Origin of the sequence: Corynebacterium sp. HMSC058E07 (assembly GCF_001809885.1) — a bacterium.
Lineage (GTDB): Bacteria > Actinomycetota > Actinomycetes > Mycobacteriales > Mycobacteriaceae > Corynebacterium > Corynebacterium macclintockiae.
The window spans coordinates 177,745-198,239 of record NZ_KV799271.1 but is presented as its reverse complement, the minus strand read 5'-3'; the positions used below and the strand labels follow the sequence as shown (position 1 = coordinate 198,239).

The following is a 20,495-nucleotide window of genomic DNA, read 5'->3' as shown; positions in this document are numbered from 1 at the left end:
GGGGCCAAAGACGGCGTTCTGAAGCGCGCGGCCCAGGTGTTGTGCAAGTTTTCCGACATTTGGGGGTCAAAGACGGCGTTCTGAAGCGCACGGCCCGGAAGTTGTGCAAGTTTTCCGACATTTAGGCGGTGAACAGGGCCGCTAGCGCCCCAGCTGCTCCCGCACATACTCCACAATCCCCGGCACGGCGGCCTCGATTTGCTGCCCGACCTCGGTAAAGTCCGAACGGCTGCCGTAATAAGGGTCGGCGACTTCGGCACCGGCGGGGGAGTTGGCGTCAAAGCTACGGAACAAGCGAATGCGCCCCGGATCGACCCCCGCACTGCGCAACCCGCGCGCATGCCCGTCGTCCATCGCCAGGAAAAGGTCGGCGCCCATATGCTCAGAGCCAAGCTGTGCCGCGCGGTGCGCTGTGCCGTCGTAGCCTAGTGACGCCAACTCGTCCACCGCCCGACCATCAGCGCCGTCGCCGATGTGCCAGCCGCCGAGTCCGCAGGAGTTCAGGGTCACGGGCGCGTCGGCGGAACCAGCGGTTTCAGCTGCAGGGGAGGGGCCAGACGCAGGGGAGGGGCCAGGCTCAGGCGAGGGGCCAGGCTCAGGCGAGGGACCAGACTCCGGGGAGGGGCCAGACTCAGGGGAGTGACTGGTGGCGATGCCGGCATCTTCGAGGCCGGCGCGCAGGATGACCTCACCCATCGGGGAACGGCAGATGTTGCCCGTGCATACGACAGTGATGTGCAATGCTTTCCTTTCCGTTTCTCGCCGATCCGGCTAGCCCTCGTTGGCCCAGCGCTGCACCAGAGCGTCCAGTTCCTCGGGAGTGTCCACGGTGTAGGCGGCCTTGGCGCGCTCCTCCGCAGAGCCATAGCCCCAGCCCACCAGCACGGTGGGGATGCCGGACTGCGCGGCGCCCTCCACGTCGTGGATGCGGTCGCCGATCAGCAGCATCTTCGTCGGGTCAAGAGCCTGCAGGCCTTCCTCGGCGCTCATGTGCGCCAGCACTTCGCGCACCTCGGGGGCCTCTTTCAGCTGCTCCAGCGCGTACTCGATGACGGCGGCCTTGGACCGGCGCGTGCCGTCCTCCTGGGCGGCGCCGAGAACCGCGAAGTACTTCAGCATGTCGTGTTCGCGCAGGATCCGCTCCGCCGAGACCTCGGATTTCGATGTCGCGGTCGACAGCACAATGCCTTCGCCGGACCATTTTTCCAGCAGGTCGCGCATGCCCGGGAAGGGGGTGGCTTCCTGCCAGCGGCCGTTCTCTTGGTCCGACAGGTACGTGTCGAAGACCTTCTGCAGCAGCTCGCCTTCCAGCCCGATGTCCCGCAGAGTCTCGACCATCGGCGGTCCGGGGATCTGCCGCACGCGCTCCTCGGGAGGAACCGGCACCCCGTGTGCCTCCAGTGCTTCTACAAAGCTGGCGCGGATGCCGGGGTAGCTATCCATCAGCGTTCCGTCTACGTCTACAAGCAGAATTGGTAAATCTCGCACTCCTCCAGTCTGTCAGATCTGGCTAGGCTGGGTGGAGCATGCAGACAGCAGTGCCAGCAGCATTTAGTGCCAGTCGCACAAAGCAGTACCCCAGGAGAATCCGTGCCAGAGTCATCTACCAACCCCGCCGCGCCTGAAACCGCCGCGACCCCCGCCGCGACCGAAACCGCCGCGACCTCCGCCGCCAACACCACCGTCGCTGACGTCGTCGCCGCCTTGGAGGCCGCCTACCCGCCCTACCTCGCCGAATCCTGGGATGCAGTCGGCCTGATCTGCGGCGACCCCGCCGAGCCCGCCGACAAGGTCGCCTTCGCCCTGGACTGCACCGATGCCGTCGTGGACGCCGCCATCGCCCAGGGCGCGCAGATGCTCGTGGTTCACCATCCTCTGCTGCTCCGCGGCGTCACCGCCGTGCCCGCCAATTCCCCGAAGGGCCGCATCGTCCACAAGCTCATCCGCCACGGCATCGCTCTGTTCGCCGCGCACACGAACGCCGATTCCGCCCGCCCTGGCGTGAACGATCGCCTTGCCGAACTCCTCGGCATCACCCCGGGCGCAGCATTGCGGCCGATCCCTTCCGGCACCGATAAGTGGGGCTTCACCGTTCCTCTTAATGACGCCCCCACAGTGAAATCCGCCATCTTTTCCGCAGGCGGCGGTGCGCAGGGTGACTATGAACAGGCCTGCTTTGAGTTCTCCGTCACCGGGCAGTTCCTGCCTACGGAAGGCGCGAATCCGCACCTCGGCGCGGTGGGGGAGGTCGAGACGGTCGAGGAGGTCCGCATTGAATTCGTAGCCCCCGCCGCGAAGCGGGAAGCCATCCGTGCGGCCTTGATTAAGGCACACCCTTACGAGGAGCCGGCCTACGACTGCGTGGAAACCTCCCTGCCCACGCCCGCCGATCAGCAGCTGGGCATCGGGCGCGTCGGCGAGCTGGATACCCCTATGACTCTGCGGGAGTTCACCGCCCGTGTAGCCGAGCGCCTACCCCGCACCGAATGGGGCGTGCGCGCAGCCGGAGACCCGGACGCCATGATCCGCACCGTCGCCGTCGCCAGCGGCGCCGGCGACAGCTTCCTGGGCCAAGTCGCAAAAATGAATGTGGACTGCTTCGTCACCTCCGACTTGCGCCACCACCCGGTGGATGAACACCTACGCATGGGCGGATGCCCGGTCATCGATACCGCCCACTGGGCCAGCGAGTTTCCGTGGTGTTTCCAGGCGGAGGGCGTCATTAAGAAAGCGACCAAGGCACAGACCACAGTGATCGACGTGCGCACCGATCCGTGGACCGTGCACGAACAATAGGAGGGTTACTGCGATGCGCTGGACGAATGAGGACCGACACACACTGGCAGACCTGGCGCGCGACCAGGAGGAGCTGGGGATCGCACAGGCGCGGCTGCATTCCCTGCCTGAACAGGCGGCGCTGGAGGAGCTGCTGGCGAAGAAGCGGGCGGAGCAGCGTAAAAATGTGCTGAATAAGGCGCAGGTCAGGAGTGACCAGGCGACGGTGCAGCGCCTCCGCCAGGACGTGGCGAAGTTGAAGGAGCGCGAGCGCGCCAACGTGGCGGGGCTCAGCGCGCAGACCGACCCCGAACGGCGGCGGGATCTAAAGCACGACCTGCGCAGTACTCGCGACCGCTTGCGGGAGATGGAACAGCGGCTGGAACGCTCCGCGAAGGTGCAGTCGCTGTTTAGCGGAGCCAACACTGCTGCCGAGCAGGCCGATAGCCAGACGCACGCGAAGATCGACGCGGACATCGCCGCCGCGCGGACCGACGTGGAGCGGGCGACCAGTGCGCTGCAGGCGGATATTTCTGCGATCCAGGCGCGGCTAGCCCAGCGGCGGACAGCGCTAGAGGACACGAACCCTGGCCTACTACAGGCCTACGACCAGCAGATGTCCGAGCATGGCGTGGGTGCCGCAGAGCTGCAAGGGCGGACGTGCCAGGCGTGCTTCATGGAGCTCGACCCGCTGTCGATGAAGGAACTCGACGCGCTGGCCGACAGTGGTAGTGGGGAAGTGCCGCGGTGCCCTGAGTGTAATGTCCTGCTGCTGCGATAAAGTGGCGTGAAGATCGCGCACGGCAGCGCGAGGTTGTGCAAGACGGCAGACGATGGTTTTCGGTAGACGAGGGTGATGAATGATGCGCTTAGACGTGGAATGCGACGGAGGATCCCGCGGTAATCCGGGCATCGCTGGCTGTGGCAGCTCGGTTCTGGATGGCGACCAGGAAGTCGCCGCACGCTGGGAGTTCATCGCCAAGGCCACCAACAACGTGGCCGAGTACCAGGGGCTCATCAATGCCCTGGAGCTGGCCATCGAAGTCGCGAAAATGCGCGGTGTCGCGCCGTCCGAGCTGGAGATCCAGGTGCGCATGGATTCCAAACTCGTCGTCGAGCAGATGAGCGGCCGCTGGAAAATCAAGCACCCCGACATGAAGCCCCTGGCCGCGCGGGTGAAGGAGCTGGAAGCGACCCTCGCCACCGTGACCTATAGCTGGGTGCCGCGCGCGCAGAACAAGCGCGCCGACGAGCTGGCCAACCGCGCCATGGATGACAAGGTTGGGGGTCGCTGGTTTGATGACGCCCTCTCGTTCCAACCTGCCGCCGATTCAGCGAGCGCTGGCGCGGGGGCCAGGGCAGGGTCTGCGGAGGTTGCTCCGGCGCAGGCGACGCCAGCTGTTTCGGCGCAGACGGCTCCTGCTGCACCGACGGGGACGGCACCGGCTCCGGCGCAGGAGGCCGTAAGCTCGCCGGAATGGCATCCCGGCGGGAAGCCGACGCGCCTGTGGGTGCTACGTCACGGGCAGACGGAAATGAGTGTTCAGCGGCAGTTCTCCGGACTCTCCGACCCGGAGTTGACCGCGCACGGACAAGAGCAGGCCAAGCGGGCTGCAGCGTACGTGGCAGAGCAGCTGGCTGGCTCAAGTGCTGGCGGCGGCTCGCGTGGTGGCGCTGGCTCAAGTGGTAACGCTGGCGCGGTGGCTATCTACAGCTCTCCGCTGAAGCGCACTCGCCAGACCGCGGAGGCCGTGGCCGAGGCACTTGCGAACGCCGGCGGGGCTGGTGGCGGCGCTCCAGCCCGCCCCCGCGTCCACACCACCGAGGCCCTCATTGAGATGAACTTCGGCGACTGGGAAGGCCGCACCTTTGCCGAGGTCATGGACGAATTCCCCCTCGAGCACGACGCCTGCCTCTGGGACAGCTCCGCCGCCCCCAGCGGAGGTGAAAGCCCCGATGACGTGCTCGCCCGCGTCCGCCCATTCCTCCGCGACGTAGCCCGCAACCACCCGGGCGAGGACGTCGTGCTGGTCAGCCACGTCACCCCCATCAAATCCATCCTGCGCCACGCGCTGTGCGCAAGCGGTGCCATCTACCGCACACTGCACCTGGACCTGGCGGGGCTTTCCGTCATCGAGATCTTCGGTGCCGATGGGGCGGTCCGCGGGGGAGAAGTGGGCGTCCAGAATAAAGACAGTGCAGTAGTGCGACGGGTGAACGATACGCACTTCCTGGATACAGAAACGGTGCGCTAGAGTTAACCCTTGTCGAGACGGCCGGGCGATCGCGGCGCGCGGAACCACCCTGCACACGGGGCAGGCCGGGCGCGGAGGAAAGTCCGGACTCCACAGGGCAACGGTGGTTGCTAACAGCAACCCGGGGCGACCCGCGGGAACAGTGCCACAGAAAACAAACCGCCCGCCACAGGCGGGTAAGGGGGAAAAGGTGCGGTAAGAGCGCACCAGCGCCCCAGGTGACTGGGGTGGCTAGGTAAACCCCACCGGGAGCAAGGTCAAGGTGCCCGCACGCGCGCTATCCCAGATAGTGCAGACGTGCGGCGTAGCTCTAGGGCTGCCCGCCCAACAATGAGCAGGTAGGCCGCTTGAAGCCATCAGCAATGGTGCGCTCAGATGGATGATCGCCTCGTCCCACGCTGTCCTCGCGTGCCATAGGTGCTGCGGGGCGGGCGGGGGATAGGACAGAATCCGGCTCACAGGTCGTCTCGACGCAAAAATCTTTTGGGGTGTGGCTGGGGCGGGGCGTTGGGCTGCCGCGGGTGGGGCGGTTGTGCCACTCTTGAAGGCATGAAACTTTTCGCCGCCGAGCTGAACTTCCGCACCATCGCCGAGGAGTTCGAATTGCCGGAACACTTCCCGGAGGACGTGCACGCCGAGGCTCTGCAGGCCACCGACCGGTACGCGGATCAGCGCCGCGACCTGCTGGATGTTCCCTTTGTGACGATCGACCCGGCCGGTTCGATGGACCTGGATCAGGCGGTGAGCATTCAGGACGCAGACGGGGCTGGCGGGGCTGGCGGTGGCGGCGCGGACCCGGCTGACGGCGCGGCTCGGTGGCGCGTGCGCTACGCCATCGCGGACGTTGCAGCGTTCGTCGACCCGGCCGGGGCTCTGATGGCGGAGTCCCTGCAGCGCGGCCAGACTATGTACCTGCCCGACGAGCCGACCCGCCTGCACCCCGCGGAGCTGTCCGAGGGCAGTGCCTCGCTGCTGCCGGACCAGACCCGCCCCGCCGTGGTGTGGGATATTCTGCTGCGAGCCGACGGTGAGGTCGCGGACTGCACCGTCTACCGCGCGCTGATCCGCTCCGTGAAGCGCTTCGATTACACCGAGGTTGAGGCGGACATGAAGCGTGGCACTCTGCACCCCGCCATCGCGCAGCTGCCAGATGTAGGCCGGGCGCGCCAGTCCTCTGACCTGCGGCGAAAGGCTATCAACTTGCGCTTGCCTTCCATTTCCGTGGAGCGCACCGAAAGTGACGACGGCACCGAGCGCTACGTCCTGGACATCGACGAGCGCCTGGAGATGAACGACTTCAACTCCGAGCTTTCCCTGCTGGCGGGTATGTGCGCAGGTGAGATGATGGTGCGCGCCGGGGTCGGCATCCTGCGCACTCTGCCGCCCGCCGGGGACAAGGAAATCGCCGCGTTCGACAACGGTGCGCGCGCGTTGGGCTTTGATCGCTCCGGTCGTTCGATCGGGGAATTGCTCGCTGATATTGACGCCTCCACGCCGCGCGGCATGGCACTCATGCGCGACGCGCAGAGTCTCCTGCGCGGGGCGGGGTACCAGCACTTCGGCCTGGTCGGCGGGGGTGCTGAGGCTGGTGAGTCTGAATCCGGCGGCGCGGACAGCGAGAAGCCAGCTGGCGCGGCCGGCGCGGGCGAGGATGCCGACGCAGAGCCCAGTATCCACGCCGGCATCGGTGGCCACTACGCGCACGTCACCGCGCCTTTGCGCCGGCTGGTGGACCGCTTCGCCACGGAGGTTTGCCTGGCGATCGCCAGCTCCCAGCCAATCCCGGAGTGGGTCACCGCTAACGTGGACCAGGTACTCAGCACGATGAAGTCCAGCGGCCAGACGGCTAGCGCCGTCGACCGCGCCTGCCTGAACCTCACCGAGGCAGTCGTTCTGCAACCGTGGGTCGGCCAAAACTTCAACGCCACCGTCCTGCATAGCGACGGCGCAGACAAAGCAAAAATCCTGGTCGAACAGCCGCCCATCTTGACGACTTGTGTTGGCGGCCCGGACGAGGCGTCAACAGTAAAAGTAACCCTGGTCATCGCCGAGCCCGCAGCGCGAAAGGTGCGTTTCGCCTGGCCAGCGGATTAGCTCGGGGGCTGTCCGGCGCGTGTGGTACACATAGGCATATGAGCGAAAACGATGCGCAGAAGTGGTACTACGACACGAAGACTGGGCAGGTCAGCCAGGGTAAGGAAGGCGCCTGGGAAAACCGCATGGGGCCCTACGACTCGCGCGAGGAGGCCCAGGCGGCTATCGAGACCGCGCAGCGGCGCGCCAAGGAGGCCGAGGAGTACGACGCGGAAGAGAATGACGACTAAGGACTCCGAGCGCTCGTGGCTGGCGCGCACGCTACTGCCCGAAGGGGAGGAGCCCGACCCGCGCTTCACCCTCGCCAACGAGCGGACCTTCCTGGCCTGGATCCGCACTAGCCTGGCGTTTCTTGCCGGTGGTGTAGCTTTGGAAGCGTTCCGTTCTCCGAGCGTCCCCGAGCACCTGTGGAGCGGCGCAGCTGTGTTGGTGCTGCTCGTCGGCATGCTGATCGGGCTGGGTGCGGCGGTGCGCTGGCTTCGCGTGGAACGTGCCATGCGCACCGGGAAGGCTTTGCCTGTGCCCGCGATCGTGCCCTTCTTGGCGGGCGTGGCCGTGGTCGCCTGCGCCGTGGCGCTGGGGTTTGTGATCTTCGGCGACTTCGGGATGGAGCTGTAGTTGCCTGCGCCTCGGCCCTCCGCGCGCCGGACTCCTGCGCGCCGGACTTCCGCGCGCCGGACTACGCGCCAGACTCCTGCGCGCCCGCACTCTGACCTGGGACTTCAACCGGAGCGCACCAGCTTGTCGTGGCAGCGCACCTTGTTGGCGCTGCTGGTCGTCAGCGCGATGCTGTTCCGATGGATCGGCCGCTACGGTGTGATCGTCCTGCCCGCCGCAGGAGTGTTGGTGCTGCTCGCAGCGCTGATTCTGCTGACCCAAAGGCGTCGCTACCTGCGCTTCAGCGCCGGCCTGCGCGCCGAACGCCTCACTGCCAACGTCGGATCGGTCGTCGCGGTGACTGCGGCGGTCCTGATCTGCGGCGTGGTCGCCGCCATCTTCGTTATTCTGGACGCCATCTAGCCCCAACCGCTTAATACTGTTGTACTGTCCTAAGTGTTGATAAAGCACACCGTTCAAGGTGGGCAGCTGTGTGCAGTGAGAATAGAGGGGCAAGAGCTGGTGGACATAGATGTTTTCTATCGGACTTTTGACGTCTCTGATGTTGCCCCAGGGGCTAATGTCTTAGATCTCATCTTTCACGGGTTGATCCTCTTTACTGTTCTGTCCAGCATTATGGCCTGGGTGACAATCATTATTTTGATTTCCAGATCGGTTTGGAGAAAAAAGAACCCCGGCAGACAAACCCGTTTGTGGACAGTTATCTTTGCTCTGTCCTTTGCGATATACGTGATTTCTGTTCCGTTGTCCTTCAAATTAGTGCTGTTCCCGGGTGGAATATCCTCCAAAATCTACGCGCTGGATAAATATGGGAATGGGAGGGCGGTTCCCATGGTGTCGGAAGATTCCCCAATGAACACTGTGAGAATGGATCACACCAAGAAGACATTTTTGGAGAAGTACCATCGAGAGATCCAAGACGCTTTGTCTAGTGACCCAGAGTTAATGCAGTATGACCTTGTGGGATGTAGGGATCAAGGGGATGACAAGCATGAGAAGTCAATCCTCTGCGGCGGCTATCTGGATTCCGGTGTTCATGCTGTTAAGGGAGGGAAAGAGTTTAGTTTAAATCCCCATTTTTATTTTGGGGAGAGGCCAGAATATATTCGAGAAAGTGTAGGGATGGATTTAGAAAACTCGCCTGGCGGCGGCATGCCGGTTCGGCTTAAGATTTACATTTCTGGGCGAAGCTAGTGGTGGCTGGCGGTGGCTGGCGATGCTTGGCGGTGGCTGACAGTGGCTCGTGGTAACTGGCGGTGGCTGGCGCGCTAAATGTCGTTAAAGTGGTAAAACCTTACTGGCGACGATTGCAGATAGCGTAAAGTTGCAGGTCAGGGCAGTTTTACCGGTTGGAAAAATTTGTTCGGGAAGACGAATTCCCACTTTAACGACATTTAGTGGTTTATAAGGCGGCGCCAGCCCGCTCGAAGGGTGTCAGAGTGGCCAGTGGGGCTGGTGTGACAGGCTCGGCTGGGGTCTGGCGGGCGAGGAGATGGGGTGGGGCCAGTGGGGCTGGTGTGGCGCGGCGGCAAGGAGGCGCCAGCAGGCCTAGAAGCAGTGCTCCGCTGCCGGGAATTCGCCCGTAGCGACCTCCCGCTTGTAGGCAGCCGCGGCGGCAGTCATATCCGCGCCCACCGAAGTCCACTGCTTAGCGAAGCGCGGACGGTGCCCACCGGCCGGGAAGGCAGCCATGTCGTGCCACACCAGAACCTGCCCATCACAATCTGGACCTGCGCCGATGCCAATCGTCGGGATGGCCAGCTCCTTGGTTACCGAAGCAGCCACGTCCGCGGGCACCATCTCCAGCACCACCATGTCGGCACCGGCTTCCTGCACAGCGCGGGCGTCGGCCAGCAGTTGCTCGGCCCCAGCCCCGCGGCCCTGCACCTTGAAACCGCCCAGCTGGTTGACGGACTGCGGAGTAAAGCCGATGTGGGCACAGACGGAGATACCGGCGTCCGTAATAGCGCGAATGCGATCCGCCATCCGCACCCCGCCTTCGATCTTCACCGCGTGCGCGCCTGTGCGATGCAGCATCTCGGTGGCGGCCTTCACGGCCTGCTCGTCCGAGGCCTCATAGGTGCCGAAGGGCAGGTCAGCGACCACAACGGCATTGCCAGCCCCGCGGACGACGGCGGCGACCAGGTAGACCATTTCGTCCATGCTGATGCGCTGGGTGGCGTCGTAACCAAAGACCACATTCGCGGCAGAATCGCCGACCAGCATGATCTCCACCCCGGCCTCGGCGAAGGCGACGGCGGTGGAGTAGTCGTAGGCGGTCAGCATCGCGAACGGCTCGCCGGATCCTTTGCGCGCCTTCAGGTCGGCGATGCGCACCTTCTTGGTGGGGACCAGGTAGCCGGTGGGGGTGGAGCCCGATGTTCCAGATGTTGCAGTCATGCTGTTCATTCTAAGTGACGCCCCCAGCACCAACGACCCGGCCACCGGCGAAGGCCAGGAAAGGGGGCGCGGCGAAGAGGGAAGCTCTTACAATGGGTTCTATGAATCGCCAACAGGAATATGTTCTGCGCACGTTGGAAGAGCGCGATATCCGCTTCGTTCGCCTTTGGTTTACGGATATCCAGGGGTACCTCAAGTCCGTGGCGGTGGTGCCGGCGGAGCTGGAGGGGGCGTTCCAGGAGGGCATCGGCTTTGACGGCTCGGCGATTGAAGGGTTTTCGCGCGTGGCGGAATCCGACACGATCGCACAGCCCGATCCGTCGTCGTTCCAGATCCTGCCTTTCAAATCCGATACCGGGGAGCTGTCGGCGCGCATGTTCTGCGATATTGCGATGCCGGATGGCACCCCTTCGTGGGCGGATCCGCGCCAGGTTCTGCGCCGCCAGATGAAGGCCGCAGCGGACCAGGGCTTCAGCTGCTATGTGCACCCGGAGATTGAGTTCTTCCTGGTCAAGGAGCTAGAGACCAATGGCTACCCGCCCGTGCCGACGGATAACGGGGGATACTTCGACCAGGCGGTTACCGACGACGCGCCTGCCTTCCGTGCCCACGCGATTGGCGCGCTGGAGCACATGGGTATTTCGGTGGAGTTCTCTCACCACGAGAACGCGCCGGGGCAGCAGGAGATCGATCTGCGCTATGCCGATGCCCTGACGATGGCAGATAACGTGATGACTTTCCGCTACTTGATTAAGCAGGTAGCCCGCCGCAATGGAGTGGCGGCGACGTTCATGCCGAAGCCTTTCCAGGAGCATGCCGGTTCGGCCATGCACACCCACATGTCGCTGTTCGAGGGGGATACCAATGCCTTCCACGACCCGGATGACGAATTGCGTCTGTCCGGTACGGCGAAGTCCTTTATCGCGGGCATTCTGGAGCACGCGCCGGAGATCACTGCGGTGACGAACCAGTGGGTGAACTCCTATAAGCGCATTACGTCCGGCGATGAGGCTCCGCGCGCGGCGGCGTGGGGTGCGTCGAACCGTTCCGCGATGGTGCGCCTGCCGATGTACACGCAGCACAAGGCGGCTTCCCGTCGCGTGGAGGTGCGTTCGCCGGATAGCGCGTGCAATCCGTACCTGGCGTATTCGGTGTTGCTGGCGGCGGGTCTGAAGGGCATCAAGGAGGACTACGAGCTGCCCGCCCCGGCGGAGGAGGATGTCTCCCGCATGACCCGCCGTGAGCGCATCGCCGCAGGTTACAAGGATTTGCCGTCTGATCTGAACAGCGCGCTGCGCGAGATGGAGCGTTCCGAGCTAGTCGCCGATGCCCTCGGCGAGCACGTCTTCGAGTACTTCCTGCGCAACAAGTGGCGCGAGTGGTACGAATACCAGTCGCAGATCACGCCGTGGGAGCTGCGGAATAACTTGTCTTTCTGATTCCTTAGTTGACTCTCTTTTATTGATCTATTTATTGACGCCCTCACGTACTCACCTTCACTAACCCCAGGAGCACCTGCACTTTATGACCCGCCCACGCAGCTCGCGATCTTCCGTGCCCAACGCCCGCAGTTTGGGGCTGACGCACCCCAAGGCGCAGGAGGACCTGCAGCGCTTGGGCTGGGTGGATACCCAGCACGCGGAGCAGATGTGGACGCTCGCGGCGACGGGGGATCCGGATCTGGCGCTGAATAACTTGATTCGCCTGGTGGAGGCGCTGGGTGATGGGGCATCTGAGCTGCTGGATCGCATTGCCGAGTCCCGCACCTTCGCCGTGCGGCTACTGGGGCTTTTCGGTGCATCGTCGATGTTGGGTGATCACATTGTCGCCCATCCGCAGGAGTGGAAGCAGCTGGAATCGGGCATGCCCACCTCTCAAGAGATGATGCAGCTGATGCTGGACAGCGTCGAGGCGACGCGCGTTGAGGGCGCGGGTGAACGGGTGTTCCGCGCAGCCGTTACCGGTTCGCAGGCCGACGACGCCATGCGCCTTGCCTATCGCACAATCCTGGCCCGCATCGCCGCTGTGGATGTGGCGGGCACTTTTGTTCAGCGCGGACAGAAGCCATGCAAACCAGTCAGCTTCGAGCTGGTCTCCCGACGCCTGTCGGATGCTGCGGATGCTGCCCTGACCACCGCGCTGGCAGTGGCTTGTGCGCAGGTGTATGACGCCGACGAGGAACCCGCCCGGCTTGCCGTACTAGCCATGGGCAAATGCGGTGCGCAGGAGTTGAACTACATCTCGGACGTGGACGTCATCTTTGTTGCCGAACCCGCAGACCCGAAGGCTACGCGCTGGGCAGGGGAGTTCATCAACATCGGCACTCGCGTGTTCTTTGAGGTGGATGCGGCACTGCGCCCCGAGGGCAAGAGCGGTGCGCTGGTGCGCACCCTGGAATCGCATGTGAACTACTACAACCGTTGGGCCGAAACCTGGGAGTTCCAGGCTCAGTTGAAGGCCCGGCCAATGACCGGCGACATGGAGCTGGGGCAGGACTACGTGGACTCCCTGGCTTCCCTGGTGTGGTCGGCCGCCGAGCGCGAGGACTTCGTCCCGGACGTCCAAGCCATGCGCCGCCGCGTGATCGAGAACATCCCGGACGAGCTCCGCGCCCGCGAACTGAAGCTGGGCCCCGGGGGCCTGCGCGACATCGAGTTTGCAGTCCAGCTTCTGCAGATGGTGCACGGGCGCACCGACGAATCTTTGCGTACCCGCTCCACCGTCTCCGCGTTGAATGCTCTGGCCGCAGGTGGCTATATCGGCCGGGCAGATTGCCAGAGCCTGCAGGAAGACTATGCGTTCATGCGCCTGCTTGAGCACCGCCTGCAATTACAGCGCCTTAAGCGCACCCACACCCTGCCGCCCAAGGAGGACATCCGCGCACGTGTATGGCTGGGTCGCACAGCCGGCTGCCGACCGGAGGGCACCAGGTCGATGGACGAGCAGCTATCCGCGGATGTCAAGCGCGTTAACCTACAGGTCAGCCACCTGCATTCGAAACTGTTCTACCGCCCATTGCTTACTTCGGTGGCAGCGATGGAGGCAGATACCATTCGCCTGTCTCCGGAGGCCGCCAAGCGCCAGCTTGCCGCCTTGGGATACGCGTACCCGGATCGTGCATTTGAGCACTTGAGTGCGCTAGCAGCGGGGAAGAGCCGCAAGGCAAAACTCCAGGCCATCATCTTGCCCACGTTGCTGGAATGGCTCGGCAAAACCGTTGATCCGGATGCCGGCCTGCTGAACTATCGCAAAATGTCGGAGGCCGCGCACGACTACAGCTGGTTCTTGCGACTGCTGCGCGATGAAAACATCGTGGGCAAGCGCCTGATGCACATCCTCGGCACCTCGCCCTATGCCTCCGAGCTGTTCCTCAACTCGGTGGATTCCGTGAAGGTTCTGTCCGATGGTGCCACCGGCCCGAAGTTCCTGGCTCGCGAGCCGCAGGTGGTGACCCACTCCCTGGTCGCGGCCGCTGGTCGGCACCTGAACCCGGACAAGGCGATCGCCGTCGCCCGCTCCCTGCGCCGCGCGGAGCTGGCCCGCATCGCCGCGGCTGACCTGCTGGGCTTCATGGATGTAGAGCAGGTCTGCGTGTCCCTGTCCTGGGTGTGGGACGCGGTGCTGGAGGCCGCCCTGCGCGCCGAGATTCGTTTCTGGGAGGACGAAAACGTCGCCAATGCGCCCGCCCGCATTACCGTCATCGGGATGGGTCGTTTGGGCGGTGCGGAGCTGGGGTATGGTTCGGACGCCGACGTGATGTTTGTCGCTCAGCCTGTCGAAGGAGCGGACGAATCAGAGGCGCTGAAGTGGGCTACCTCCATTTGTGACTCGGTACGCACGCGGCTGGGCAGGCCCAGCCAGGACCCGCCGCTGGATGTGGATATTGATCTGCGCCCAGAGGGCCGAAACGGCCCGGTGGTTCGAACCTTGGATTCCTATCGCCGCTACTACAAGGAGTGGGGCGAGACGTGGGAGATGCAGGCTCTGCTGCGCGCCACCTGGATTGCCGGTGACAAGGACCTGGGCATCGAGTTCCTGCGCATGATCGACGACTTCCGCTACCCGCCGGGTGGCGTGGACGACAAGGTCGTCCAGGAAGTCCGCCGGATGAAGGCCCGCGTGGATTCCGAACGTCTGCCCCGAGGGGCCGATCGCAAGACCCACACCAAGCTGGGCCGTGGTGCCCTGACGGATGTGGAGTGGACGGTGCAGTTGCTGGCCATGCAGCACGGGGATGATGCCCAGAACCTGCGTAACACCTCCACCCTGGAGATGCTGCGCGAGCTCGCCAGCGGCGAGTTCATCGCCGAGTCGGACGCCGACATTCTGCGCGAAGCGTGGCTCACCGCCACTGTTGCCCGCAATGCGATTGTGCTGGTCAAGGGCAAGCGAAAGGATCAGCTGCCCAGCCACGGCGACCAGCTGCGTCACGTCGCGGCTGCCGCCCACTGGCCGCCGGAGAAGGCTCAGGAGTTCCTGGACGACTACCTGAAGAAAACCCGCAAAGCCCACCGAGTGGTGGACAGGATCTTCTGGGGCGAGGACGTCGGCATCGACTACGGCGGCTAGACCAGCTCACCCTCGACGATCACGTTGTAGCCCAGGTCGCTGGTTCCGGAGACCGAGCAGGCGATCAACACAATCCGCCCCGGCCGCTTGTCGTCCATGATGTCCGGGTCGACAATGGCCTCGTTCTTGTCCACCAGCCAGCTGCGGGTGACTTTCCAGGTGCGCTGGTGGTTCGCGCCATCGCGCATCTTGATTCGCGCCCCGTTTAGCACGTCCGAAGAGTAGCGCTTCACCGGCTTCCCATCCGTACCGGTAACGGTCTTCGCCGGGGCGTTCAGGTTCACGTCGGCGGTCACGGCCTCGCTCAGCGGGTTAAACACCAGCGGGGCGGAACCCCAGGCGTGTCCCAGCACGTACATCGTGCCCTTCTTCGCATCGGCGGGGGATACTCCCCAGCCGTCCACCCAGCGCACCATCGTGTTCTGCGGACCCGCCGGGTTCAGTGGCAGCGCATAAGGCATAGATGCAAAAGTCGCACCCTGCACCGGGGCGGGGCCGTCCATGTTGAACGTTCCCGTCTGCCCGACCTGCCCCGGAACTACCGATGGATCACCCTCGTCCTCCGACTTCGGTTCCTTCTTCTTGCTGGGCTTCGGCGTTGAGGACGAAGACGAAGACGAAGCAGAACCGCCGGTGCCCTCGCTGGAGTTGGTGCCGTTGGAGGCCGAGGGGGCGTCATCACCAGAAAAGCTACCCACCGCCCACACAAGCAACGCGATCACGACCAATAACGCGACAACGGCGGCGGCTACTCGGCGACGATTGCTAAAGGGACGGGTAAAGCTCATGGTGAATAAGTTTATCTATTTATCGACGAGTAGCGTTGGACAAGTGACGGCAAGAGAGAAAGACAACCCAAGTGCCGACAAACTCAGCGGCCGGGCGCTGCTGGTGTGGGCAGCCGGAGTGCTGTGCTACACCCTGGCGGTGACGGGGCGCACTTCCTTCGGCGTGGCCAGCGTGGATGCGATCGACCGCTTCCACATCAACGCAGCACAACTGGCGGTATTCACCGCGCTGCAGCTGGCGGTGTATGCGCTGTCGCAGATCCCCGTGGGGTTGCTGATCGACCGCTTCGGGCCGCGGAAACTCATGGTCGCGGGTGCCTTTGTGATGGCGCTGGGGCAGTTCATCCTGGCGTGCACCACCAGCTATCCAGTGGCGATCGGCGCCCGCATGCTGATCGGAGCGGGCGATGCCACGGCCTTCCTGTCCGTGATGCGCCTGATCCCCGCCTGGATTCCGCTGCGCCACGCCCCGCTGATGGGGCAGCTGACGGGCGCGGTGGGGCAGTTCGGCCAGTTCCTGTCGGCCGTGCCTTTCCTTAGCCTGCTGCACGCGACCAGCTGGCAGGTGGGCTTCCTCAGCCTCGGTGCGGTTGGTGCGCTGCTGGCCATGGCCGCGGGAGTGCTGGTGAAGGACGCGCCCGAGCCCGCTAAGCCCGCGTCCGCTAAGGCTGCCGTACCCGCCGCGCCCGACCAGCGCCTGCCCGTCAAGACGATCCTGGCGAATGTCCTGACCAACCGAGTCTGCTGGCACGCCTTCTTCATCCACTGGACCGGCCTGGGAGCTCTGGTGGTGTTCACGCTGCTATGGGGACTGCCGATCATGACTTTGGGCATGGGGCTGCCAAAGGATCAAGCCGGTCTAGCACTATCCCTGGGCACCCTCGCCTCTGTGGCAGTCGGCCCGATCGTAGGCCTGCTATCCGCGCGTTTCTACAGCCGCCGCATGTACGTGGTGATGCTCTTTTCTATCACCGGCTGGCTGGGCTGGCTGTGGTTTTTCACCTCCGCGCCGACTGGAGTGCTGTGGGCTGCGTGCCTGATGAACGTGGTCATGGGCTTCACCGGTCCCGTTGCGAACTTGGGCTTCGACTCTGTGCGCGAAAAGGTGGACCGTCGCTTCGTCGCCACAGGCACGGGTTTGGCGAATATGGGCGGCTGGGTCGCGGGCATGATCGGCGCCCAAGCCGTCGGAATCCTACTGAACGTCCAGGCCCCCGATGGCCACTACACCTGGGGTAACTTCGGTGCGGCCTGGTTAGCCGTGGCTACTGTGTGGGCGCTTGGTTTCTGCGGAATGTGGCTTTCGCGGGATCGAAACGCTCGCTACTATTCCTAGTCTTTCTTTTCTTTAGGACGCCCACAGCCCCCAGCCCGCCGGAGACTCGCGACTTAAGCCCTTCGCGGATGGTGAGCTTGATCGCCAAGAAGGTGATGTACACCATCAGGATGTTGCGCAGAGCAAGCACGAGCGCGGCGAACCAATGCGGCCCCTCGAAGAGGAGGTTGTAGGTAAAAGGGAACACCACAGTAGTGAGGGCGGCAGCGATGACGCTGAGGCGGGGCAGCTCTCCGAGAACGTCCTGCGCGCGCTCGCCATCCTGTGCGGGCTCGCGAACTTGCGCGTGCTGGTCATCAAGCACAGGCTCGTTTTCCTGTGCAGACTGAGACTCCGGCGACAGCTTCACTATCAACACGGCCAGCAGCGGGCCGAACCACACGACGTACTGCGGGGAAAACACCTTGTTGGAGATGATCAGCAGCAGCACCATGGACAGGAAGAAGAGGGCGGTGCTGCGGGGAGACCAGGCGTCAAAAAGAAAGCGCCACAGAGCCCAACCCAGGCCGAACAGAACCGTTCCGAGCATCAGCACAGAGCTGACGAAAACCAGCTGATCCACGCCAGGGCCGAAGATCTCGAAGCTCTTTGACGGGGCTTTGGCGATGTGCCAGCGCCCCGGGACGATGGCCGCGGCGACGATGAGGGGAGTGGCCAGGATCGACTCGATCTGCAGGCCGCGGACGTCTTGGTACGTCAGAGGGGAGACCAGGCGATCCCAGCCGGAAGTCAGCCACGTGATCGCGCCGACGGCCAACATCGTGCCCGCGAAGGTTGCCAGCCGGGTCCACGTGGCCGATCGGTTCCACTTATCCACCAGGCCCGCGGCCAAGGCGGCGGGCCAGAGCTTCGACATCGCCGCGAACCCCAGCAGGGCCGAGGCGATCTTTGGATGGGTGAAAAGCGCCGCAGCTGTGACTGCGACCAGAAGGCCGGGGATCAGGTCCAGGCGGGAGTAGGCGATGGGGCCGGCCGCGGCGGAGAAGGCCGTCCAGAACAGGGCGGCCCGGTGGCTGCGGCGTAGCAGGTAAAAGAAAAACGCCGTGCTCAGGGCTAACAAAAACCCCGAGAAGAGGGTGAGGAAAACGCGCGTATGATCCCCACACAATTGGATGATCGCCCGCACGGGCCACAATCCTGCATCCGGGTACTCGGACAGGGGGATGGCGCCACTTTGGGGGCGGGTTGGCTCCTTCACGGAGTTGCGGAAGTAGTACAGCGGATCGCCGTTTGCGAAGGGCCAGAAGATAAGGATACCGACGATAACCGTCTGCACCAGCGCCCAGGCTGCGATGATTTTCGATCGTGGCCACGGGGCGGCGGATAGGTTCGTCTGATCACTCACGAAAGTGAACTGTACCTAAAGGCCTTCAGCTTCCCTTGCAATGGCACGAATAGTTTGCTCAATTCCTTCTTGGAGGCCAGCCTCGAATTTCTTCTCCCCGCCCAGGACGGTCGCCACCAGAGCGCGGGAGATCAGGGAGGTGTTTCCGCCCGGGATGTGCCGCTTCTCCGTGAGGGTGGTGCGGGAACCGTCGGCCGATTCCGTCAGCTCGAAGCGCCAGTGGGAGCCATTCAGCGGGATCTTAAACTCGAAGACCCGGCCTGGCTGGACCTCCGTGACCACCGCCCATGTGGGCCACCACAGGAAGCCCTGGCGGTTGAGGTTGATGGTGATGGATCCCGGCGCCGGGGCCACACCTGAGCCGGCTGTGCCCGCGCCTGCGCCGGCCGTGCCCGAGCCTGCGCTGGTCGTGCTCGCGCCTGCGCCGGCCGTGCCCGCACCTGAGCCGCTGCTACCGCCGCGCCCCTTCAGTAGGATCATCTTCTTGCACTGCGGGCTACGTTTGCCCATCGCTGACAAGTCGGTGACGTGCTCCCAGACCTTGCTAACAGGAGCGTTGACGTCAATGCTGGCGGAAATCTCAGGTGCTGCCATGGTCCGGGTATTGCCTTTCTTCGGTGGAATCTGTGTGGTGGAGTCTGTGCTGGATGCAATTTGTGCTGGAACTTTTGGCACTAGAACTAGCAGTGATTCCACCCTACGTGCCACAAGCTAGACATCCATCACAATCGACGAATCCATGTCACCATGCCGGGAACACTCCGCCGTCCAGCCCATCGGATTCACCTGCACCTTCATGCGCCGCCCGCACAGCGGGCAGAAGCGTGGCGGCTCCAAACCCGCCAGAGCTCCGCGGCTCGCCTGTGCAAGAGCCCCGCGACCGACGCGCAAAGAGCCGTCGGACGTATCGAGTGGCTGGCCCGTGTGGGCGTCATATAAAGGGATACCGCCGAGAACATAGAGGGCAGTAAGTTCGCTAAGAGGCATCGAGGAAGTCACGGTCAGGCGCCTACAGTGTTGCGTTCAGAGCCTTGATCGGCAGCTGCAACTTGCCGAGCATATCCACGTCGCGCTCAGCGGGGCGACCCAGCGTGGTCAGGTAATTGCCCACAATGACGGCGTTGATGCCACCCAGCAGGCCCTTTTCTGCGCCGAGGTCGCCCAGGGTCAGCTCGCGGCCGCCCGCGAAGCGCAGCAACTGGCGGGGGAGGGCCAGGCGGAACGCGCCGATCGTGCGTAGGGCATCGTTGACCGGCATCGGCTCGAGGTCCGCGAATGGGGTGCCCGGGCGCGGATCGAAGAAGTTCAGCGGAACCTCCGTGGGGTTGAGGTTCTGCAGGTCGATGGCGAACTCCGCGCGCTGCTCGACCGTTTCGCCCATGCCGACAATGCCGCCGCAGCAGACCTCCATGCCTGCGTCGCGGACCATTTCCAGGGTGGAGGTGCGCTCCTCCCACGTGTGGGTGGTGACGACCTCGGGGAAGTAGCTCTTGCAGGTTTCTAGGTTGTGGTTGTAGCGGTGGACGCCGAGCTCCTTCAGTCGGTCGACCTGCTCCTGGGTGAGGATGCCGATGGAGGCGGCAACGTTGATGTCGACTTCCGCCTGGATGGCGGCGACGGCCTTCGCCATCTGGTTCATGAGGTCCTCGTCAGGACCCTTCACTGCGGCGACGATGCAGAACTCCGTGGCGCCGGTCTTGGCGGTCTGCTTCGCAGCCTCGACCAGCTGGGTGATATCCAGCTGGATGGAACGAACCGGGGACTCGAACAGGCCAGACTGGGCGCAGAAGTGGCAATCCTCGGGGCAGCCGCCGGTCTGCAGGGAGATGATGCCTTCCATCTCCACCGCATCGCCGCACCACTTCAGGCGAACCTGGTGAGCCAGGTCGAGCAGTTCGTCCAGGTGCTCGTCGCCGAGCTGCAGGACCTGGAGGGTTTCCTCGTAGTTCAGGGGCTCGCCGTTTTCCAGAACCTTCGTGCGGGCGAGATTCAGGATTTCTGGGGTGTCGGTCGCGGGGGTTTGTGCTGGGCTTTCGGTCGCGGGGGTTTTCGCGGCATTGGTTTCCGCAGTAGTCATCGTCGGTCTCCTCTAGTTCTCGTGCGAGTCATGGCGCGTCTTGGCGAGTCATGGGGGCATATCGCTCTTGAGCGTTAGCCTTGAACACTGTTTAGTTTCACATGCTAACTTACCGCGATTGCAGTGTGTGACATACCGGGGGTTGGGCGTGTAGTTCGGGGGGTGAGGGCGCGTGATGCGAGGGGGTGATGTCGCGTGATGCGAGGGGGGTAATGTCCCAAATTCCACGTCTTAGAAT

The 20,495-nt window shown here is 63.9% G+C and carries 19 protein-coding genes and 1 other RNA gene; 12 read left to right on the top strand and 8 right to left on the bottom strand.

From position 1 onward, the window contains the following. Nucleotides 1-141: 141 nt before the first annotated feature. Both HMPREF2678_RS04565 and HMPREF2678_RS04560 read right to left on the bottom strand, forming a co-directional pair. Nucleotides 142-741, bottom strand: coding sequence for a low molecular weight protein-tyrosine-phosphatase (locus HMPREF2678_RS04565; protein WP_083303415.1), 600 nt, complete (start codon nucleotides 739-741; stop codon nucleotides 142-144). Nucleotides 742-771: 30 nt separating this feature from the next. Next, the gene (locus HMPREF2678_RS04560; RefSeq protein WP_083303414.1) at nucleotides 772-1,488 is read right to left on the bottom strand and encodes an HAD hydrolase-like protein; all 717 of its coding nucleotides are present in this window, start codon (nucleotides 1,486-1,488) and stop codon (nucleotides 772-774) included. A 102-nt stretch (nucleotides 1,489-1,590) separates the two neighbouring features. Here HMPREF2678_RS04560 and HMPREF2678_RS04555 point away from each other — a divergent pair, with 102 nt between their 5' ends. The 9 genes from HMPREF2678_RS04555 (at nucleotide 1,591) to HMPREF2678_RS04515 (ending at nucleotide 8,936) form a co-directional block, all read left to right on the top strand. Next, nucleotides 1,591-2,796: a Nif3-like dinuclear metal center hexameric protein gene (locus HMPREF2678_RS04555; RefSeq protein ID WP_083303413.1), complete on the top strand. Its 1,206-nt coding sequence runs from the start codon at nucleotides 1,591-1,593 to the stop codon at nucleotides 2,794-2,796. Nucleotides 2,797-2,809: 13 nt separating this feature from the next. Continuing rightward, nucleotides 2,810-3,556 (top strand): C4-type zinc ribbon domain-containing protein, encoded by a 747-nt coding sequence (locus tag HMPREF2678_RS04550; protein WP_035002068.1) that lies wholly within the window; start codon nucleotides 2,810-2,812, stop codon nucleotides 3,554-3,556. Nucleotides 3,557-3,635: 79 nt separating this feature from the next. Next, a complete protein-coding gene (locus HMPREF2678_RS04545; protein ID WP_371325831.1) occupies nucleotides 3,636-5,030 on the top strand; it encodes a bifunctional RNase H/acid phosphatase in 1,395 nt (464 codons plus the stop codon). Between the two features lie 13 nt (nucleotides 5,031-5,043). Then, nucleotides 5,044-5,504, top strand: an RNA gene (rnpB, locus tag HMPREF2678_RS04540) — RNase P RNA component class A. Nucleotides 5,505-5,579: 75 nt separating this feature from the next. Continuing rightward, a complete protein-coding gene (locus HMPREF2678_RS04535; protein ID WP_070551077.1) occupies nucleotides 5,580-7,124 on the top strand; it encodes an RNB domain-containing ribonuclease in 1,545 nt (514 codons plus the stop codon). Between the two features lie 38 nt (nucleotides 7,125-7,162). Beyond that, nucleotides 7,163-7,354 (top strand): SPOR domain-containing protein, encoded by a 192-nt coding sequence (locus HMPREF2678_RS04530; RefSeq protein WP_034980584.1) that lies wholly within the window; start codon nucleotides 7,163-7,165, stop codon nucleotides 7,352-7,354. Then, nucleotides 7,344-7,742 (top strand): YidH family protein, encoded by a 399-nt coding sequence (locus HMPREF2678_RS04525; RefSeq protein ID WP_035002073.1) that lies wholly within the window; start codon nucleotides 7,344-7,346, stop codon nucleotides 7,740-7,742. The genes HMPREF2678_RS04530 and HMPREF2678_RS04525 overlap by 11 nt, the downstream gene beginning before the upstream one ends. Then, the gene (locus HMPREF2678_RS04520) at nucleotides 7,743-8,144 is read left to right on the top strand and encodes a DUF202 domain-containing protein (protein ID WP_230580569.1); all 402 of its coding nucleotides are present in this window, start codon (nucleotides 7,743-7,745) and stop codon (nucleotides 8,142-8,144) included. It abuts the gene before it with no gap. A 33-nt stretch (nucleotides 8,145-8,177) separates the two neighbouring features. Continuing rightward, the gene (locus tag HMPREF2678_RS04515; protein WP_141747018.1) at nucleotides 8,178-8,936 is read left to right on the top strand and encodes a cytochrome ubiquinol oxidase subunit I; all 759 of its coding nucleotides are present in this window, start codon (nucleotides 8,178-8,180) and stop codon (nucleotides 8,934-8,936) included. Nucleotides 8,937-9,290: 354 nt separating this feature from the next. On the opposite strand, the gene panB is transcribed toward HMPREF2678_RS04515, so the two are convergent. Next, nucleotides 9,291-10,151 (bottom strand): 3-methyl-2-oxobutanoate hydroxymethyltransferase, encoded by an 861-nt coding sequence (gene panB, locus HMPREF2678_RS04510; protein ID WP_070551073.1) that lies wholly within the window; start codon nucleotides 10,149-10,151, stop codon nucleotides 9,291-9,293. Between the two features lie 92 nt (nucleotides 10,152-10,243). Here panB and HMPREF2678_RS04505 point away from each other — a divergent pair, with 92 nt between their 5' ends. Beyond that, nucleotides 10,244-11,581: a glutamine synthetase family protein gene (locus HMPREF2678_RS04505; protein WP_070551120.1), complete on the top strand. Its 1,338-nt coding sequence runs from the start codon at nucleotides 10,244-10,246 to the stop codon at nucleotides 11,579-11,581. Nucleotides 11,582-11,666: 85 nt separating this feature from the next. Continuing rightward, nucleotides 11,667-14,711: a bifunctional [glutamine synthetase] adenylyltransferase/[glutamine synthetase]-adenylyl-L-tyrosine phosphorylase gene (locus HMPREF2678_RS04500; RefSeq protein ID WP_034966201.1), complete on the top strand. Its 3,045-nt coding sequence runs from the start codon at nucleotides 11,667-11,669 to the stop codon at nucleotides 14,709-14,711. Here HMPREF2678_RS04500 and HMPREF2678_RS04495 read toward each other — a convergent pair. Continuing rightward, nucleotides 14,708-15,499: a sortase family protein gene (locus tag HMPREF2678_RS04495; protein ID WP_034977033.1), complete on the bottom strand. Its 792-nt coding sequence runs from the start codon at nucleotides 15,497-15,499 to the stop codon at nucleotides 14,708-14,710. The genes HMPREF2678_RS04500 and HMPREF2678_RS04495 overlap by 4 nt on opposite strands. 43 nt (nucleotides 15,500-15,542) lie before the next feature. Between HMPREF2678_RS04495 and HMPREF2678_RS04490 the strand changes: the two genes are divergently transcribed. Beyond that, a complete protein-coding gene (locus HMPREF2678_RS04490; protein ID WP_070551071.1) occupies nucleotides 15,543-16,835 on the top strand; it encodes an MFS transporter in 1,293 nt (430 codons plus the stop codon). On the opposite strand, the gene HMPREF2678_RS04485 is transcribed toward HMPREF2678_RS04490, so the two are convergent. The 4 genes from HMPREF2678_RS04485 to bioB all read right to left on the bottom strand — a co-directional run bounded on the left by HMPREF2678_RS04485 (nucleotide 16,765) and on the right by bioB (nucleotide 20,257). Next, complete coding sequence (locus HMPREF2678_RS04485; RefSeq protein WP_141747017.1) at nucleotides 16,765-18,180, bottom strand: glycosyltransferase 87 family protein; 1,416 nt, start codon at nucleotides 18,178-18,180, stop codon at nucleotides 16,765-16,767. The two genes, HMPREF2678_RS04490 and HMPREF2678_RS04485, sit on opposite strands and share 71 nt — an antisense overlap. A gap of 15 nt (nucleotides 18,181-18,195) precedes the next feature. Beyond that, nucleotides 18,196-18,774, bottom strand: a complete 579-nt coding sequence (locus tag HMPREF2678_RS04480) for an SRPBCC family protein (RefSeq protein ID WP_070551069.1) — start codon at nucleotides 18,772-18,774, stop codon at nucleotides 18,196-18,198. 117 nt (nucleotides 18,775-18,891) lie between these two features. Further along, nucleotides 18,892-19,167, bottom strand: a complete 276-nt coding sequence (locus tag HMPREF2678_RS10025; protein ID WP_034993682.1) for a biotin synthase auxiliary protein BsaP — start codon at nucleotides 19,165-19,167, stop codon at nucleotides 18,892-18,894. 22 nt (nucleotides 19,168-19,189) lie between these two features. After that, a complete protein-coding gene (gene bioB / locus HMPREF2678_RS04475) occupies nucleotides 19,190-20,257 on the bottom strand; it encodes a biotin synthase BioB (RefSeq protein ID WP_083303412.1) in 1,068 nt (355 codons plus the stop codon). Between the last annotated feature and the right edge of the window lie 238 nt (nucleotides 20,258-20,495).